Origin of the sequence: Pedobacter jeongneungensis (assembly GCF_039538295.1) — a bacterium.
Lineage (GTDB): Bacteria > Bacteroidota > Bacteroidia > Sphingobacteriales > Sphingobacteriaceae > Pedobacter > Pedobacter jeongneungensis.
Map to the genome: position 1 here is coordinate 444,263 of NZ_BAABBY010000004.1, position 18,049 is coordinate 462,311.

Below are 18,049 nucleotides of genomic sequence, written 5' to 3' on the forward strand. Positions count from 1 at the left end.
GGCATTTACTTTTCAGGGTTCTCGATTAGGTTTATAATTTCTTTTAGTTCTTCTGCACTGATTTTTTTATCCTTTGCGAAAAAGGCAACCAGTTCCTTATAAGAACTTTGAAAATAATTATTGACGAAACCGCTCATAAAGCGTTTTTTATATTCCGTTTCTTTAACCTTGGCACTATAACGGTTGGCATTGGCAAAACGTTCGCTTACCAGATAACCTTTGCGCTCTAAATTTTTAACGGTTGATGCCAGCGTAGTATATGGCGGCTTTGGCTCCGGAAGCACGTCCATAAAATCCTTTATAAACCCCTTCCCGATCTGCCAAACTGCCAGCATCGCCTCTTCTTCCTGTAATGTTAACTTTTCCATTATTACGAATATATCGTAAATATACGAAAATATCCTAAAAACAAAAGAACTAATGAGTTATGGTTTATCGGGTGGTAAAAGGTTAATTGGTTAAATCGGTTAATTGTTTCGTGCGATTGCTAAATTGTTTGATTGCGCTATTGTTACTGCAAATTGCCAACTGAAAACTGTTAAAGAGGGTTAATCGGTTAATTGTTTAAACTGGTTAACTGATACAAGACTACTAATTCAATAAAAAAAACCGTCATCCCGACCGAGACGCAGTGAAGCGCCCGCCTGCTTCGGGCAGGGAGAGATCTATCCCGGGACAGATTTCTCGACTGCGTTGCACTTCGCTCGAAATGACGGTATTTTGAGGATATATACGCATTAACTCAGCTGTCGCCCCTATCGATTTTACACCATAAAACCCGGACTCGAAATGACGACTGTGTATATTGTGTTTTCCTTTCTCAACTTCGTACTCCCGACTCCCGACTCCGGACTTAAACCCTATTTCCCGCTTCTCCGCTCTGCCTGATTTAAGGTTTCCATGATCACCTTTCTCATCTGTACGGCAGCATCCAGCAATTTTGGGTTACCATCGAAATCTCCGTAAACGATTACATGTTTCGATTTCTTTTTATAATTGAACAGCATATCGTAACGGGGCACTGCCATTGATTTTGGACTTTTCTTCCCAATGGTATCCGGAAAATTCCAAAGTCCGATTTCGTTGGCCTTGGCATGCATGTAAAGAATATCATCACTCTTTAAAAACACTTTTTTTCTAATGGTAGAATCTGCACTGGTAACATATTGGTATTCGCCTGTGGCCGAATTGTAGCTATTTTCTAAGGTATCTTTTAAACCCCATTTATATTCCATGGATACAAAATCAGCCTTTCTGAACGGTGCATTCTGGATGATTGGTTTATAATAGATATAGCAATAAATAATCATCGGAACAATGATGGTTAGGGCTAAGAATATTTTTTTTCCTTTACTTGACACTTTTATATTGAATTATTGAATGAATGAATTTTGAATGAGAGAATTATTAAATGAGTGAATGATTGAATGAGAGAATGGTTGAATGAATGAATTTTGAATGATTGAATATTAAATACGACTCCGGACTGAAGACTCTAGACTTCGGACTCTTTAAGCTCCCCTTCCCATTTACTTACCACTGCGGTAGCGATACTGTTTCCCACTACATTGGTTGCGGAACGGCCCATATCCAACAGCGGATCGATACCGATCAGTAAAGCTAAACCTGCTTCAGGAATATTGAAACTGGCGATGGTGCCGGCAATTACCACCAACGATGCTCTAGGTACACCGGCAATCCCTTTACTGGTTAACATCAGGATCAACAACATCGAAATTTGCTGTTCAAAGCCCAAATGAATACCATAAGCCTGTGCTATAAATAAGGAAGCAAAAGTCATATACATCATCGAACCGTCAAGGTTAAACGAATAACCCAATGGAAGCACGAAGCTTACAATTTTATCTTTGCAGCCAAAACGCTCCAAAAGCATCATTGTTTTTGGATAGGCAGCTTCGCTACTTGCAGTACTAAAAGCCAGAATGGCTGGTTCTTTCATATCGTTTACCAAACGGAAAATGCGTTTTTTCAATACCAGAAAGCCTAAAAAGATCAATACGCACCATAAAATACCCAATCCGAGGTAAAACTCGCCGATAAATATGGCATAAGTATTCAAAACGTTAAGTCCTTGCTTGGCAATGATAGCAGTCATGGCTCCAAAAACAGCTAATGGTGCAAAATTCATCACATAACCGGTCATTTTTAAGATAACATGGGCAATGGCATCAAAGGCTTTGATTACCACCTGACCCAAATCGCCAATGGCGGCTGTTGCCACACCAAAAAACAACGAAAATACCACAATCTGTAGAATTTCATTATTTGCCATCGATTCGGCTATACTTTTCGGAAAAACATGGGCAATAAAATCTTTAACGCTCATGGCGGCTTTCTGGATACCTGTATTCACTAAATGATCGGGCAACGATAATTTCATATGTCTGCCCGGCTCGAACAGGTTCACCAGGATCATTCCCAATACCAGCGACATTAACGACATGGCCAGAAACCAACCCAATGTTTTACCACCAATACGGCCCACCGCTTTAATATCGCCAACTTTTGCTACACCAACCACCAGTGTAGTAAATACCAGGGGAGCAACAATCATTTTAATCAGGCGGAGAAAAATATCGCTCAACAGTGTAAAATATTCTAACTTTTTCTCCCTGATGTCTTCGTTCTCTTTTTTGATTTTGGAGTTGGCCTTTTTTTCGGCCTTTAACTGCGTGTAAGCAATGCTTGTGGTATCGGTTGATTTAGCAATGCTTACCTCTATACTTTTAACTTTTGCATCAGCATTGAGTATTTTCTGGTTATAAACATCGATTGAGTTTACATTTAAAATGTAGCCCAGTGCAATACCCGCAATCAGCGCTATGAAAATAAAAAGCGTGAGTTTGTTTTTCTTCATGAATATAAAAAGTTTGTGGTACTCTTAATTTGGTAAAACTACGATATTTACGCCGTGTAACAAATTTTGATATGGGCTGACGTTAAAAAATATCTCAATAGAGCTGAGTTAAGCCCTTTTGGCAAAAGAAAATAATTTAACCACAGGTAAAAAGAATGCACATAGATGTGAAAATCCCTGTTTATCTGCGGGCATCCGTGGTTAAAAATTTTTAACCGAATCACATCAAAAAATATATTATTTTTGGGCCTCAGGTGTAACAAAAAGTGTACATCACTATCTAAAACGCAACTATAAACCCCTAAATGGAACAAAAAGACAAGTTATTTAAAGAGATCTTCGATTCAAATTCCAAAAAGATATTCCATTTATGTTATGGTTATACTGGCGATACCGACGCTGCAAATGATCTTTTACAGGAAACGTTTTTAAAGGTTTGGCAAAATCTGGACAAATTCAGAAACAAATCTTTAATTTCTACATGGATTTACAGAATTGCGGTAAACACCTGTTTAACGTATTTGAGGTCGGAAAAGAGGCAGGCTAAAGATGAATTGACCGATAACATTATCGAAAATAAAGTAGAAGAATTTTCAGAAAAGAATGAACAGGTTGCCCTGCTTTATAAATGTATATCGAAGCTTGAAGAAAACGACCGTTTGATTATTACCATGGTGCTTGATGAGTTGCCATACCACGAAATTGCCGATATCTCTGGGATAAGCGAAGGCAATTTAAGGGTAAAAATTCACCGAATTAAACAAAAATTAACAGAATTATATAGCCAGTATGCAAGCGTTTGATCAATTACAGGAGTTGTGGCAAAAGCACGAGGTAGAAGTTAAAGTTTCTGCCGATGAAATGCTACAGCAAGCGAAGAAAGAAGTAAATGGATTAAAGCTAAAATCTGCTTTGAACATTTTCGGGATGCTGGCATCTTTTATTGCCATTGCAGCGTTATGGATATTTTTCCACTTCGAATCGTGGACCACGCATGTGGGCATCAGCATTACCATTATTGCCATTGGGGTATATACTTTAATTCTTTACCGGGATTACAGGCTGATTTCTAAAACCGATTTTACTGCCCACCCACACGAATACCTGAACAACCTAAAAACCTATCAGTTAAACCGTTATAAGTTATACAATTCATTGTACTGGTTTTACATGATTGCGCTTTCATTAGGTATCATTTTTTATTTCGTAGAAATATTGGCTCATTTTAATACCGTACAAAAAGTGCTGGCTGTGGGCTTAACCGCAATGTGGATATTATTTTGCTCAACCATTTTACGTAAAGCGGTAATGCGCAGAGAAAAAGAACGGATTGCCTTATTGATCGAGAAATTTGAGCGCATCAGCGGACAGATTTCCACCCCGGAATAATTTTAGGCACGGTTTTTTCATTGTAAAAATCAACACATGAAGAGACTGATTATACCCTTATTATTTTTGCTGGCCTTGCCCTGCACTTTCGCGTTTAAACAGGATTTAAGCCAACCGGTACAACTGGATTGGGAAACTCATTTTAAAGGAAAAGCGGATATGAACTCGCCATTTTTTGCTTTAACGGCCATGACCTGGAAGTACAGTTACGAAAGTACAGTTTACCGTAATCGTGTGGTAATTAAGCTTAAAAACGATGTAAGTATTGACAAAACGCGGTCGTGGGTAAAGTGGGATAAAATTAAAGATCCGGAAATCAGGGCAAGTCTTTTACACCATGAACAAGGACATGCCAATATCCAGTATGTTTTGCTTTTAGAAGCCGAGAGGGTGTTAAAAAACCGGAATTATTCTGTCAGCAATTACAAAGCACAAATTTCGGAACTCGCTAACCAGATCAGCAGTTTTTTTGACACCATGCAGCGAAATTATGATGAGGAAACCGAACACGGCAGCAATCATAAAATGCAGGGGCGCTGGGATGATATTATTCAGGATAAAATTGAGGAATCAAGAGCAGCAATGGCTGAATTACAAAAATAGTTTCGGGATAAATACAATCACCCCAACCGCTACCGCTAAAAATGCCGTAACCAAAACCGCAGCGGCAGCTAAGTCTTTAACTATTTTAATTTTCGGATGATAATCAGGCGAAACTACATCAGCCAGTTTTTCGACAGCTGAATTAAGGATCTCAGCCACAAAAACCGCAGATATTACAGATAAGATGGCAATCCATTCCATACCCGATATTTTCAGGTAAAAAGAAAGTCCAATGGCAACTATTGCAGCAAATAAATGAACACGACCATTATGTTCGGTCATAAAAAAGAGTTTTAAACCATTAAATGCATATTTAAAGCTCTTTATACGATCGGTAATTGAAAATTTCTGGTTGTTCATTGTTTTAAATTTAAACTATAAAGAGCTTCGACTACGCTCAGGATGACACAGAGCCCAAATAGTCGTCATCTCGACCGGAGCAAAGCGAAGTGGAGAGATCTTTGTAACAAGTTATTTAAATCAAATTTAAAAGATTTCTCCATTACGCTACCGATGAAAAATCGGTGAGCTTCAGTCGAAAGGACGATATTATTATTTTAAATTCTTTATTGAGCGTAGTCCCGAACTTTCGGGAGAGATCTACAATAGATTTAGCTTCGCTGAGCCTTCGGATTCTCGACTTCGTTGCACTCCGCTCGAAATGACGATTTCCAAGGAATGCCTACTTCACTTCACTCGCAGAAAAACTATTGCCGCTTAATTTATATTGCAGCGTTCTGTTAATCGTTTTAGTGCTATCTGCTGCATCTTTTACAGGAAAAGAGCGGAATAATTCACCGTTTTTGATAAAAAATTTATCGTTGCCGGTATAGCCTTTTTTCTGGTTTGTACTTAAAGAGGGAAAACTGATTTTATTAAAATCTCCGCCTGCATATTCAAATACATTTAAATCTAAAACATTTTTTTTGCTTAACAGCTGGATGTAAAGTTCAGGGTTACCATCGTTATCCAGGTCCATGTTCCAGGCATCGGTAATAATTCCTTTGCGATCTACCGCAGCCGATCTGTAATTATTGCGGATCGAATCAGACATTAAAATCTGATAGCCACCAATAGAATCCACACCTTTTCCCCAGCTAAGGATTTCAAAATTCAATCCGGGTTTTACTTCTATATCCTTATAAAACCGGAACGGATTTTTTTCTACTTTAACCGTTTCTGTTTTGGTTTCTTTAGGTTTTTCTTCGGTGCATGCAAAACAAAACAGCACCCCTGTTATTAACAAAAGGTGCTGTAATGTATATTTCTGTAGTTTCATTCTATTTGGGTTCATTTTTGGTTGCCCCAAATTAATTATTTTAGCTTATCAAAGCAATAATTTATTTCTTTGCTTCGGTTTTAGCTTCAGGTGCGCCATTGTTTAAAACGGTTTCGGTAACTACACTTCTTCTGCCGCTTGGTGCAATTACGATGGTTTTTAACACCCTTTTTTCTCCCTGTGGAACAGTGATTTTAACTGGACCGGTATATAAAAATGCATTTTCTGACGGACGTGCCAAATCAATGGTATAATAAATTTTCGCTCCTGTTACGGGTGCTTTCAAATCGATGGTGAAATCGCCACCAGTTAAAGGTTTATCGCTCTGACCGATTGGTGTAGGCACCCAAAAATTAATTCCTGCTTTATCTAAACGCGCCAAATGTACCGGTAAACGTTGCTCCGAAAAATTCTTTAAATCTTTACGTTCAACCGGCGACCAGGCAATTTCAGATAGCGCTAATAAGCGTGGAAAAGCATGATTTTCAACTTTAGCGGTGGTTTTAATGTATTCTGTCCACATATTGGCCTGCACCCCTTTAATGTATTTGCGTTCATCAGCAGCCAGTACTTTCGGAATCGGATCGTAAGCATAGATTTTTTGATAAGGCGCAAATCCACCAATGGTTACGGGCTCATCAGGAGAGTTAGATTGTTTATGATCAATATACAAACCCATTGATCCCGGGGTCATAATTACATCGTGTTTTTGCTGTGCAGCCGCAATACCACCATCTTCTCCCCTCCAGCTCATTACCGTTGCATTTGGAGCCAAACCACCTTCTAAAATCTCGTCCCAGCCAATAATCGAACGTCCTTTGCCATTTACATGTTTTTCAATCGTCTGGATAAAATAACTTTGTAATTCGTGTTCATCCTTCAGGCCTTTTTCCTTCATCAGGTTCTGGCAGAAAGTAGATTCTTTCCAATAAGTTTTTGGGGCTTCATCGCCACCAATGTGGATATATTTTGACGGGAAAATTGCGATTACTTCATCCAGAACATTTTCTAAAAAGGCAAAAGTATTGGTTGATGGCACAAAAATATCATCAAAAACACCCCAGGTTTGTTGTACCTGTTTGCCTTTTTTGCTGCCAGCCCATGGTGTTTTATCGCTTACAAAAGTATCACGATCCGGGAAACAGCTCAATTCAGGATAAGCAGCAATGGCAGCAGAAGCATGACCCGGCAATTCAATCTCCGGAATTACGGTAATGTATTTCTCAGCCGCATACTTTACAACTTCTTTGGCTTCATCCTGGGTGTAAAAACCTTTAACCGGAGTAAGGTAATTGCCGTTTCCAGGGTAATTGCCAATAATACTACCATTACGTGATGAACCTATTTCGGTTAATTTAGGATATTTTTTAATCTCCAATCTCCATCCCTGATCATCACTTAAATGCCAGTGAAAGGTATTGATTTTGTAATAGGCCAGCTGATCGATATATTTTTTAATAAAAGAAACCGGGAAGAAATGACGGCAAACATCCAGCATGGTTCCACGGTAGCTAAAACGCGGATAATCGTTAATGTTAACCGCAGGGATGGTAATTTTATCGGCAACTTTATCAGGCATCATCTGCATGGCCGATTGTACCGCATAAAAAAGTCCTGCGCCTTTTCCTGTTAAAACAATTTGTGTAGGCGTAACTTTAATGGTATAACCTTCGGCAGGTAATTTATCTGCTCCAACAGATGTTAATACAATTGCCTTTTGGTTAGCCTGCGGGGTTTTGGTTTCCCTTAAGGCGAAACCTGCTTTGGTTACGATAAAAGCGTTCAGTAAATCAGTCATTTTTGCGCCGTCGATGCTCTGATTTACCAAAACGGTTGTTTTATCCAAAATGAAATTTCCGTTCGCCCTTGTAATGGCTACGGGTGCAGGTATGATTCCCAGATTGGGATCGCTCTGCGCAAATGCACTCGTACTGATTAATACTCCAATAAAAATCGATAATGCTTTGTTCATGTTTACTGTGTGGTTTAAATAGATTTATCTGATTAATTAAACCAAGATAGAGATTATGGGCAGATTCCAAATCCCACATTTTTGTTACAATCCTAATCAACCGTTTGACTGCACTATGTAAGGCCTATAAATCTTAATCTTAAGAGGTTGTCATTTCGAGCGAACCCGATAACTATCGGGTGCAACGCAGCCGAGAACCCGAAGGCTCAGCGAAGCTAAATTTATATTGTGAAGTTTCTTGCGAGTAGATCTCTCCATTCCACTGCGTTTCAGTCGAGATGACGACTTTTTTTTTGAAAGTCAGGTACAGCAGCGTTTGGGTTGCGATAGTCCCGCCATCCGTTATAGTCCCGATGAAAAATCGGGAGCTGCCACTACTGTCGGGTTTGGGAAGCAGGACCAGTTGAACAATTTGGGGTTGCATAGTGCAAAATAATTGTAGACACCCATGCTATAATTACTTGAACAGCAGCACAAAACTTATATACAAACCTGATTGAAATGAAAAGCCCGCAAGCGAGGTACGAGTGCGGACTTGTAATAAAAAGCAGGACGAACAATAAAAAGCACCACTGTAACTGCTTTCCAAAAGAGAGAAAACAGGAAGTTTTGTAAAATAAGATCTGTCTTGGTAGATCTCTCGACTGCGTTGCACTTCGCTCGAGATGACGATATCAAATAAAAAAGAGAAACCATCAACGATTTCTCTTTTTCAAAATATTTTAAAATTATCCTTATGCTTCTACCGCGTGTTCTTTAGCGGCGAGGTACCTTTCGGCATCTAGCGCGGCCATACAGCCAGAACCCGCAGCAGTAACCGCCTGACGATAGTACATATCCTGCACATCGCCACAGGCAAAAACGCCTTCGATATTGGTTAAAGTAGAACCTGGTTTGGTGGTTAAATAACCGGTTTCATCCATATCCAACTGACCTTTAAAGATATCAGTATTTGGTTTGTGACCAATCGCAACGAAGAAACCTTCAACCGCGATATCAGACTCCACTCCTGTTTTATTATTTAAAACTTTTACTGCAGTTACATTTTTACCATTACCTAAAATCTCCTGGGTTTCGGTATTGTAGTGCACCACAATGTTCGGAGTAGCCAGTACGCGGCTCACCATTGCTTTTGATGCCCTAAACTCATCCCTGCGTACCAATAAATGCACGGTTTTACAAAGTTTAGCTAAATAAGTTGCTTCTTCGGCAGCGGTATCACCAGCACCAACGATGGCTACATCCTGTCCTTTAAAGAAGAAACCATCACAAACGGCACATGCCGAAACACCAAAACCATTGTATTGCTGCTCGCTTGGTAAACCCAGCCATTTGGCGGTTGCACCGGTAGCAATAATTACAGTATCGGCGGTAATGGTTTTAATTTCATCAACCACTACCCTGTGCGGAGTTGAAGAAAAATCAACCGAACTTACGTAACCAAAACGGATATCGGTGCCAAAACGCTCTGCCTGTTTACGGAAATCTTCCATCATTTCTGGTCCCATAATACCTTGTGGGTACCCCGGAAAGTTTTCTACATCGGTAGTTTGCGTAAGCTGTCCGCCAGCCTGCATACCAGTGTACATAATTGGTTTTAAATCAGCCCTGGCTGCATAAATTGCAGCAGTATAACCTGCCGGACCAGAACCTATAATTAAACACTGAACGTGCTCGTTTTCTTGTGACATTATATTGTGTGTTTGAAATTCATTAATCGTAGCGCAAATTTAATGCTTTAAACAATTGTTAACAAGCGTACATTGTCAACATAGTTTACTTATTAACAGCATAGAGCAGGGAGCACGGTGCAAAGCGCTAAGCGGATTGCGTTTGGCGCATGGCACTAAACTTAGGTATTCAAGTGGCTTAAGCGGTAAACAGAAATAACTTTATCAGATGGCAACATCTAAAAAACAATTATTACCGGCTAATCAATCGATATGAATACCAAGAGTCAACAGGCTTCTTATCTTTTCCTATTGTTGCCGGTTTCCAACCTTTAGACTGTTGAAAATAGTCTTTTATTTTTTCTCTCATGATGTAATCACTAATACCCGTTACTGATGGTGTAGATATAGTCCCATCAATATTAACCGTAAACGTAACCACAAAAGTTTCTGGAGTGAAATCACTTGAACGGGCATTATTTACGAATTTAGATATTGCGAAGTTGAAATCAACTGGCATCCTTGGAGGAACATCATATTTATGCTTTTCTTTTTCAAGTAATAGCTCCTCTTTTTGTTTTCTTTCTTTCGCTGCTATAACTTCTTTATTCTTGGTTGTTTTTATTACTTTACCATTTTTATAAATATCATCCCGTATTCCACTCAGCATTGTCCACCTTCCTTCTCGAAAATTATTTACATATTCTCCGTTAGTGATAACATTACCAATAGTATCATAATCAGTATATGTTCCATTTAATACATCATCGATGTAGGTAACAATTTTGGTTACTTTACCATTTGTACCATACTCTCTCCAGATGCCATTCTTCTTGTTGAGAAAATAACTACCTTTAATTTGTAAATAATTCTGCCAGTGCGTGGTTTGTGGGGCATCATTAATAGAAGCTGGAGGAGGATTTTCTATCATTTTGTAATACTCAAAGTCTCCGTGCGAAATAGATAGATTTGCATCCTTAAAGCTGGCAATTGTTAATAATATACCCTCTTTAGAAAATTGATTCATCCTAAAAACAGAATCAGAAAGTTTTTTTTCGAATACAATCATATAGGTAGAAGCTTTTGCCGAATCACAGATTTCACTCTCATCATTGAGAAAGTATTTTACGTTTTGGCCAAAGGAATAACAGCACAAAAATGTGAAGAATAATAGAGCGTTAAGAAATTTCATGACTCAAAAATATTATTAAGTATGTGTAATTCCAATATTAATAAATCATAATATTTTAAATAAATTCACTTCAATTGCTGTGGAGCGGTTAGATTTAATATACTTTAAAAGTTAAATTTATACGCCAAAATCAGATATATTAGGGTGGCAAAAAACTAAATAATACTCACCATCGGATGATAAAATCTGACGTCACATTATACCTAAGTCTGTATTAGGCCCACATTAAACTTCCTGGTAATCGGCGATTGATTAGCCGCTTCAATTCCCATCGAAATTACCTTCCTGGTTTCCAATGGATCGATGATTCCATCTACCCAAAGCCTGGATGCCGCATAATATGGGGTGGTTTGGCTATTGTACTTATCGGTAATTTCTTTTAATAACTCAGCTTCTTTTTCTGGAGTAATCACCTCACCTGTCGCTTTTAAAGAAGCTTGTTGAATTTGTAATAATGTTTTTGCTGCCTGCGAACCACCCATTACGGCAATTTTTGCTGTTGGCCAGGCATAAATTAACCGTGGATCGTAAGCCTTACCGCACATGGCATAATTACCGGCACCGTAAGAATTACCCAAAACAATGGTGAATTTTGGCACTACAGAGTTAGCCACTGCATTTACCATTTTTGCACCGTCTTTTATAATGCCTCCATGCTCTGAACGGCTACCCACCATAAAACCGGTAACATCCTGTAAAAATACTAACGGAATTTTCTTTTGGTTACAGTTCATGATAAAACGTGAGGCTTTATCAGCGCTATCAGAATAAATTACGCCACCGAACTGCATCTCCCCTTTTTTCGATTTGACCACTTTACGTTGGTTAGCTACAATGCCAACCGCCCAGCCATCAATCCGGCCCAAACCGCAGATAATACTTTGCCCATAGCCCTGCTTATATTCTTCGAACTCAGATCCATCAACCAAACGGTTGATTACATCCATCATTTCGTAAGGTTTATCCCTGTTTTCGGGAAAAATACCATACAGTTCTTCTTCTTTTTCCTTTGGTTTAACAGCGGCAATGCGATCGAAACCCGCATTTTCCGGCGCACCCAGCATGCTCATGATATTTCTGATGCTATCTAAACAGGCCTGATCGTTAGGGTGTTTATAATCGGTAACACCCGATATTTCGCAATGTGTGGTTGCCCCGCCCAGGGTTTCGTTATCAACTTCTTCGCCAATGGCCGATTTTACGAGATAAGAACCTGCTAAAAATACGGAACCGGTTTTATCGACAATCATGGCTTCGTCGCTCATAATCGGCAAATAAGCACCACCAGCCACACATGCCCCCATAATGGCCGAAATCTGCACGATGCCTTCTGACGACATGATGGCGTTGTTACGAAACATCCGTCCAAAATGTTCTTTATCAGGAAAAATTTCATCCTGCATTGGTAAATATACCCCTGCACTATCTACCAAATAAATTACGGGTAAACGGTTTTCCATGGCAATTTCCTGTGCGCGGAGATTTTTCTTTGCCGTCATCGGGAACCAGGCACCGGCTTTAACGGTAGCATCGTTGGCCACAATCATACATTGCCTGCCACTTACATACCCGATTCCACATACTACGCCGGCAGAAGGACATCCGCCCTGTTCTTTGTACATGCCGTCGGCAGTGAAGGCTCCGACTTCTAAAAAGTCAGAGTCTTTATCGATTAAATAAGCAATACGCTCGCGGGCCAAAAGTTTTCCCTTTTCTTTTTGCTTGGCGGCATTTTTTTCACCCCCACCGAGGTATATTTTTTTGAGTTTGGTTTTCAGTTCGTAAACCAACTGTTTGTTCACATCCTCGTTTTTGTTGAATTCGATATTCATGGAGGCAATTTAAATTTAATTTTAGAAAAACAGCATTGACCAAATCGGTTTCTGGTCTACGGGGAAAGGTAACAGCAAAGCGCGTAAAGAAGGGTCCGCAGAGATCGCAAAGTTTTTATTAATTGCTTTTCTTTTTAACCACAGAGATCACAGAGAAAAAAGTACAGAGCACATTGAGAAGTTTAAGTATGAGATGTACTAATTGCAAAATGCTTAACGCTAACCGCCGAACGCCAAACACTGAACTAATCTTGATAAACTACCCCGTCAATCTTTACTTTTTGATATTTTTCTGCCCAACCTTTGCCTTTAATGTATTTGACTTCGGATGGATGTCCTTTTAAGTTGGGGTGATAAACCGGATCGAAAAAAAAAGTCATTTCGTTATCCGATTTCTGAACAACAGTTACCTGGTTATCGTTTTCATCCTTTTCGCCCGTGGTAAAAAACTTCTCTCCTATTTTGGCATTAAAATCAGCGCGGATATAGGTTTTGGTAGGATCGTCGGGATAACTTTCGATGAGTTTGTTATTTTCATCTATGCGCAGGTAAAATGTGCTGCTGGCATCACCTCCAACCAGGGAATAAAATTTATAAAAAAGCTTTTTATTAATCCGTACGGTATCCTTGATTTCGGTATAAGACATATTGTTCATATACCACAAATTACCGATCTGCATGGGTAAAAATGAATCGGCAGCAAGATCCTGCTTTTTGCTTTCCTGACAGGAGAACAAAAACAAACCTGCTAAAATTAAACTAAGCGATGTGCTGATTTTTTTCATAAGTATAATTACATTTATTATTAGCGCTAAAAATCAGCCATACGCTACAGCATATTAACTAATTGATAAAGTGGTATAAGAAAACTACTTCGCCATTGAATGCAGGTTTCTTTTGATCTTCAATTTCCATTTCGATAGCCATATTTACCTTGGTTACGCCACGCAGGTTAATAATTGAAGCCAGTTTAGCTTTTAATCTTACCTTGCTGTTTACAGTAACCGCCTGTGCAAATCTTAAACTTTCGATCCCATAATTGATCTCCATTTTTAGATTCTGAATATCGACTATTTCTTTCCATAAATACGGAATTAAAGATAGGGTTAAATAACCGTGTGCAATAGTTGCTTTAAAGGGTCCTTCGTTTTGTGCCCGTTCTTCGTCAACATGAATCCATTGATGGTCTAAGGTAGCGTCGGCAAATTTATTGATCTGTTCTTGTGTAATGGTGTGCCATGAAGAAACGCCTAATTCCTTGCCAAGGTATTGTTCAAATTCTGCGTGGGAGGTAATGATTTGCATTGTTGTATGTATTTAGCGCCAGGCGTTTTGCGGATGGCGGGTTTATATTTTTTATTTTGGTTGATGGTTTTATGGTCAATAGATCATTGTTTTATAGGCGATTATCATAGATCGTATCTAAACTTTCCATTTAACCATAAAGTGGTAGTATAATTAACTCAAATTCCTTTCTTTAAACCAAACTTCATCAGAAATGGCTGAGAAATTGTCCATCTTGTCGATTAAAATTTCTGCATCTGCTTCGTTAAAAACGAGGTCGCGGTTGGCAGGTTTTAAGAATCTGCTCTGTACCATCATTTCCATTTGGGCAAAAAGCGGATCGTAAAAACCATTTACATTTAATACACCAATGGGTTTATTGTGCAGGCCGAGCTGTAGCCAGGTAAGCACTTCAAAAAATTCTTCGAGTGTACCAAAACCGCCGGGCAGAATCACAAATCCATCACTTAAATCGGCCATTTTTTGTTTTCTCTGGTGCATATTGTCAGTTACGATCATTTCGGTTACCCCTTTATGCCCAACTTCCTTATCCATTAAAAATTGCGGAATAATGCCGGTAACCAAACCACCTAATTCCAATACGTCGTTGGCCAAAACCCCCATTACACCTACACTGCCACCACCGTAAACCAACTTAATTTGTTGCTTTACCAATGTTTCTGCCAACTGTTTTATTGCATTGCGCAACTGCACATCGCCGTTAAAGTTTGAGCCACAATACACACAAACCGAATTAAGCTTATTCATTATTTTAAAATTTACCGAAGTTAAGATTTTATCGGCTTTCTGTAAATTTTTATTCTGCACAAAGCTGTTACAGGACTTATTACGGGTAAATGACCAGAATATTTTTCTTGCCAAGAACCACCGGCTTTGCTAAATAAACCTGATTGCAGAGGAAAGCCCGCAGCGCAGCGAGGACTTGAAACGGAAAGCAGGGCTGTATCTCCCGATTAATATCAGCAAACTCGTTTTCTAAAAATATTGACCACCTTAGTCACTTGAGGAATTTAAGTTTTTTCCTGTATAAACAAAAAAAGGAGCGGCATTACACCACTCCTTTTTAACCAAATATAAGAGAGAAAAGATTTACTTTTTAATCTACAACTTTAGAAAGTATAACGGATTGTAGCACCATAAGTTCGAGGATCGCCAAGCACACCAGCGTATAAACCGGAGTTACCTGCCGCAGCTTGCAATTGCTCATAGTAGTTTTTATTGGCAATATTTCTGCTCCAAACAAATAATGAGAATTTATCCGATTTAAAACCTAACCTGGCATTGAATAAGGCGTAACCTTTAACATTTAAAACACTGGATGGCGTAGGGTTCGAAGAGTATTCTGAACGATAACTGGCATCACCAGCAATAAAATACCTGCCTTCTTTAGTAGCCAGGTTGCCTGCTGTGCTTAACTCTGTACCACCAGAAATGTTCCATTTAGATACGCCTGGTAACCTGCCGCCCGAAGCATCTTTAAATGCAACCTGTGTGGCAACGCCATTTACCAGTTCGGTATGGCCGGTTTCTTCTAAAGGAAGTGGTGCATTGGTAAATTTAACATATTTCCCATCAAGATAAGCTAAAGCAGCATTTAAGGTTAAGAACTTTTCGAGCTGGTAGCTTCCGTCAATTTCCAATCCTTTTACCCTAACTTTTTCGGCATTAGCCAGATACCCCCTGTTTACACCTAATTGAGGTGACTGCACATTGGTTTGGTAATCTTTGATATCGGTATTGAATAAACTAAGATTTACAATAGCACCTTTAAACGGCTTTGTTTTAGCACCAAATTCGTAATGTTGAACATATTCCGGTTTAACCACTGCTACCGATAAATCGGCTGCTCCGGTTGAAGTAGTTGGCAAACCACCTACGTTAACACCAACCGGTTTGTAAGCGGTAGAGAAAGTTCCGTAAACATTTAAGTTGTGTGTTGGCCGGTATGACACGGTAAAGTTTCCTGATAAATTGTTATTATCTACCTTTGTTGTAAACTGCTGATTAGCATATACAGCTGCTTTGAGCGCTAATAAAGCTGCATCATTAGTTTGCAAACCACCATAAGTTACCCGATCATAATCAACATCTTTTTTATCATAAGTATATCTTAAACCAGGTAAAACGTGCAGGTTCTTTAAAACTTCCCAATCTACCTGCGCAAAAACAGCGGCACTTAATGATTTGATGGTAGAGTTGGTTTTAATCCCGAAGCCATCCAGTAAACCAGGGGTTGAATATAAAGCCTGGCTACCTGTGTTGCTGGTTTGTACAAATCTCCATTGATCTTTACCTACTTCTTCTGTTTGTGCCAATCCTTTTAAATTCTGACCTAACAAATACACCCCGACTACACCACTTAATTTATCGGTGATGTTACCTGCATATCTTATTTCCTGAGAATATTGATCGTGGCGCGAAGTACCCTGCGATTTGGTTAAAGCCGCTAACTCTGAGAAATCCCTGTCGTTTGTAGGGTCCCAGTTCCAGAATCTCCAGGCGGTAGTTGAGGTAAGTGTTCCGTTACCGATTTTATAATCTACGTTTAAAGATATACCACCGATAGACTGATTATGCCTCCAGGGGGTATTGGTATTGATTTCCCTTGAAAAAGGATCGATTTTAGGCTGCTGATACCCTAAATCGGAAACAATTTTAGCGTACTGGCGGTATGCACTTCTTTCTGTAGTAGCAACACCCGCAATTACCAATGGATAACCTGCCGGATGCTGAATGCTCACATCACCGCTTAACAATACCTGTAATTTCTCTGAAGGGGTGTAATACAACTGGCCTTTAAAACCAAGGTTATTTTGTCCGCTGTATTTACGTTCTTCCCTGGTGTTCCAGATGGTACCATCACGTTGTGTACCCGAAATAGAAATTTTTGCAGCAAGATCTTTCGCAAGCGCACCAGAAACAGAGGTTTTAGCCTGAATGAAATTATAATTTCCAGCGCTTAGCTCTACTTTTGCACTTGGCGTTAAAGTTGGTTTACTTGTTGTGATGTTAAATGCACCTGCAGTGGTGTTTTTACCAAATAAGGTACCTTGCGGACCGCGAAGAATTTCAATCTGCTCGATATCAAGAAAATCGGTTGAGGTTGCAGCCGGACGGGCATGGTACACACCATCTACATAAAAACCTACACCCGGATCGATACCATCGTTAGTTAAACCGAAGGTTGAACCTAATCCCCTGATGTTAAGCGTTGTATTTCTGGCGTTTGATGCATATAACTGCACCGAAGGAACCAATTCTTTTAAACGGTTAACGTTAAAAGCACCGGCATTTTCTGCTGCACGGCCACCAATTACGGTAATCGGAATAGGCACATCCTGTAAAACTTCTGAACGGCGGCGTGAGGTTACCACGATTTCATCTAAAAGGGCACTTTCTACCAGAACCAGTTCAATCGGTGTATCCTGATACCTTAAAATCTGAAAATCCTGAGGTTTATAACCTACCGAACTTACCTGAAGATAAAATGGAGGTTCCTGCTTTGCATCGATTTTGAAAGCACCGGTATCATCGGCACTTACGGTAATATTGGTGCCCCTAACTTTAATGGTTGCACGTGGTACCGGCTCGCCGTTAGATTTTTTTATAATACCTGTTATTGGACTTTGGGCAAAAGCAATGCCTGCCGAAAGTAAAAATGAAAAGAAAAAGAGTAAACTTTTGTTCATGATTTGTTGATAGTTTGTTTTATATATTGTTGATTAGCGACCCGTTCGAAAGTATTCGATCACTGTTTTAGCATGGCCACAACAACAATAGAAGCGTGATTTTTGATTAGTTTTCATAATTATTATATAAATCCTATAGATTTAGTCGACAAATATATTAAAAAATTCTATCTGCCAAATTTTATTTTGTGAATTTTTATATTACTTATGGTTTTTAGAATTACTTTGATATTAAGTTTT

At 39.2% G+C, this 18,049-nt stretch carries 16 protein-coding genes; 3 read left to right on the forward strand and 13 right to left on the reverse strand.

The window, feature by feature from the left end; genetic code table 11:
* Positions 1 to 5: 5 nt before the first annotated feature.
* From ABD769_RS09975 to ABD769_RS09985, 3 genes are all read right to left on the reverse strand, one after another.
* The gene (locus ABD769_RS09975; protein WP_025146770.1) at positions 6 to 368 is read right to left on the reverse strand and encodes a BlaI/MecI/CopY family transcriptional regulator; all 363 of its coding nucleotides are present in this window, start codon (positions 366 to 368) and stop codon (positions 6 to 8) included.
* A gap of 492 nt (positions 369 to 860) precedes the next feature.
* Complete coding sequence (locus ABD769_RS09980) at positions 861 to 1,361, reverse strand: hypothetical protein (RefSeq protein WP_344851287.1); 501 nt, start codon at positions 1,359 to 1,361, stop codon at positions 861 to 863.
* Positions 1,362 to 1,495: 134 nt separating this feature from the next.
* A complete protein-coding gene (locus tag ABD769_RS09985) occupies positions 1,496 to 2,878 on the reverse strand; it encodes a dicarboxylate/amino acid:cation symporter (RefSeq protein ID WP_344851288.1) in 1,383 nt (460 codons plus the stop codon).
* Between the two features lie 305 nt (positions 2,879 to 3,183).
* Between ABD769_RS09985 and ABD769_RS09990 the strand changes: the two genes are divergently transcribed.
* Genes ABD769_RS09990 through ABD769_RS10000 form a run of 3 tightly spaced genes read left to right on the forward strand, consistent with a single transcriptional unit; the run spans position 3,184 to position 4,870 of the window.
* Positions 3,184 to 3,681, forward strand: a complete 498-nt coding sequence (locus tag ABD769_RS09990) for an RNA polymerase sigma factor (RefSeq protein WP_086546642.1) — start codon at positions 3,184 to 3,186, stop codon at positions 3,679 to 3,681.
* A complete protein-coding gene (locus ABD769_RS09995) occupies positions 3,668 to 4,267 on the forward strand; it encodes a hypothetical protein (protein WP_344851289.1) in 600 nt (199 codons plus the stop codon). The genes ABD769_RS09990 and ABD769_RS09995 overlap by 14 nt, the downstream gene beginning before the upstream one ends.
* 36 nt (positions 4,268 to 4,303) lie before the next feature.
* The gene (locus ABD769_RS10000) at positions 4,304 to 4,870 is read left to right on the forward strand and encodes a DUF922 domain-containing protein (RefSeq protein WP_344851290.1); all 567 of its coding nucleotides are present in this window, start codon (positions 4,304 to 4,306) and stop codon (positions 4,868 to 4,870) included.
* Here the strand turns inward: ABD769_RS10000 and ABD769_RS10005 are convergent.
* From ABD769_RS10005 to ABD769_RS10050, 10 genes are all read right to left on the reverse strand, one after another.
* Positions 4,859 to 5,230, reverse strand: a complete 372-nt coding sequence (locus tag ABD769_RS10005) for a diacylglycerol kinase family protein (RefSeq protein WP_344851291.1) — start codon at positions 5,228 to 5,230, stop codon at positions 4,859 to 4,861. The two genes, ABD769_RS10000 and ABD769_RS10005, sit on opposite strands and share 12 nt — an antisense overlap.
* Positions 5,231 to 5,552: 322 nt before the next feature.
* Positions 5,553 to 6,149 (reverse strand): hypothetical protein, encoded by a 597-nt coding sequence (locus ABD769_RS10010; RefSeq protein WP_344851292.1) that lies wholly within the window; start codon positions 6,147 to 6,149, stop codon positions 5,553 to 5,555.
* Positions 6,150 to 6,210: 61 nt separating this feature from the next.
* A complete protein-coding gene (locus ABD769_RS10015; RefSeq protein WP_344851293.1) occupies positions 6,211 to 8,121 on the reverse strand; it encodes a beta-N-acetylhexosaminidase in 1,911 nt (636 codons plus the stop codon).
* A 734-nt stretch (positions 8,122 to 8,855) separates the two neighbouring features.
* Positions 8,856 to 9,812, reverse strand: a complete 957-nt coding sequence (trxB, locus tag ABD769_RS10020) for a thioredoxin-disulfide reductase (RefSeq protein ID WP_344851294.1) — start codon at positions 9,810 to 9,812, stop codon at positions 8,856 to 8,858.
* Positions 9,813 to 10,044: 232 nt separating this feature from the next.
* A complete protein-coding gene (locus ABD769_RS10025; RefSeq protein ID WP_344851295.1) occupies positions 10,045 to 10,983 on the reverse strand; it encodes a toxin-antitoxin system YwqK family antitoxin in 939 nt (312 codons plus the stop codon).
* A 203-nt stretch (positions 10,984 to 11,186) separates the two neighbouring features.
* Complete coding sequence (locus ABD769_RS10030) at positions 11,187 to 12,815, reverse strand: acyl-CoA carboxylase subunit beta (protein ID WP_344851296.1); 1,629 nt, start codon at positions 12,813 to 12,815, stop codon at positions 11,187 to 11,189.
* Between the two features lie 245 nt (positions 12,816 to 13,060).
* Positions 13,061 to 13,600, reverse strand: a complete 540-nt coding sequence (locus ABD769_RS10035) for a hypothetical protein (protein WP_344851297.1) — start codon at positions 13,598 to 13,600, stop codon at positions 13,061 to 13,063.
* A gap of 58 nt (positions 13,601 to 13,658) precedes the next feature.
* A complete protein-coding gene (locus tag ABD769_RS10040; protein WP_147229518.1) occupies positions 13,659 to 14,120 on the reverse strand; it encodes a MaoC/PaaZ C-terminal domain-containing protein in 462 nt (153 codons plus the stop codon).
* 153 nt (positions 14,121 to 14,273) lie between these two features.
* Positions 14,274 to 14,867, reverse strand: a complete 594-nt coding sequence (locus ABD769_RS10045) for an LOG family protein (protein WP_344851298.1) — start codon at positions 14,865 to 14,867, stop codon at positions 14,274 to 14,276.
* 362 nt (positions 14,868 to 15,229) lie between these two features.
* Positions 15,230 to 17,809 (reverse strand): TonB-dependent receptor, encoded by a 2,580-nt coding sequence (locus tag ABD769_RS10050; RefSeq protein WP_344851299.1) that lies wholly within the window; start codon positions 17,807 to 17,809, stop codon positions 15,230 to 15,232.
* Between the last annotated feature and the right edge of the window lie 240 nt (positions 17,810 to 18,049).

Coding starts and splice junctions, on each gene's coding strand:
- ABD769_RS09975 (WP_025146770.1), bottom strand. CDS start 368: ATGGAAAAGTTAACATTACAGGAAGAAGAGGCGATGCTGGCAGTTTGG.
- ABD769_RS09985 (WP_344851288.1), bottom strand. CDS start 2,878: ATGAAGAAAAACAAACTCACGCTTTTTATTTTCATAGCGCTGATTGCG.
- ABD769_RS09990 (WP_086546642.1), top strand. CDS start 3,184: ATGGAACAAAAAGACAAGTTATTTAAAGAGATCTTCGATTCAAATTCC.
- ABD769_RS09995 (WP_344851289.1), top strand. CDS start 3,668: ATGCAAGCGTTTGATCAATTACAGGAGTTGTGGCAAAAGCACGAGGTA.
- ABD769_RS10000 (WP_344851290.1), top strand. CDS start 4,304: ATGAAGAGACTGATTATACCCTTATTATTTTTGCTGGCCTTGCCCTGC.
- ABD769_RS10005 (WP_344851291.1), bottom strand. CDS start 5,230: ATGAACAACCAGAAATTTTCAATTACCGATCGTATAAAGAGCTTTAAA.
- ABD769_RS10010 (WP_344851292.1), bottom strand. CDS start 6,149: ATGAAACTACAGAAATATACATTACAGCACCTTTTGTTAATAACAGGG.
- ABD769_RS10015 (WP_344851293.1), bottom strand. CDS start 8,121: ATGAACAAAGCATTATCGATTTTTATTGGAGTATTAATCAGTACGAGT.
- trxB (WP_344851294.1), bottom strand. CDS start 9,812: ATGTCACAAGAAAACGAGCACGTTCAGTGTTTAATTATAGGTTCTGGT.
- ABD769_RS10025 (WP_344851295.1), bottom strand. CDS start 10,983: ATGAAATTTCTTAACGCTCTATTATTCTTCACATTTTTGTGCTGTTAT.
- ABD769_RS10030 (WP_344851296.1), bottom strand. CDS start 12,815: ATGAATATCGAATTCAACAAAAACGAGGATGTGAACAAACAGTTGGTT.
- ABD769_RS10035 (WP_344851297.1), bottom strand. CDS start 13,600: ATGAAAAAAATCAGCACATCGCTTAGTTTAATTTTAGCAGGTTTGTTT.
- ABD769_RS10040 (WP_147229518.1), bottom strand. CDS start 14,120: ATGCAAATCATTACCTCCCACGCAGAATTTGAACAATACCTTGGCAAG.
- ABD769_RS10045 (WP_344851298.1), bottom strand. CDS start 14,867: ATGAATAAGCTTAATTCGGTTTGTGTGTATTGTGGCTCAAACTTTAAC.
- ABD769_RS10050 (WP_344851299.1), bottom strand. CDS start 17,809: ATGAACAAAAGTTTACTCTTTTTCTTTTCATTTTTACTTTCGGCAGGC.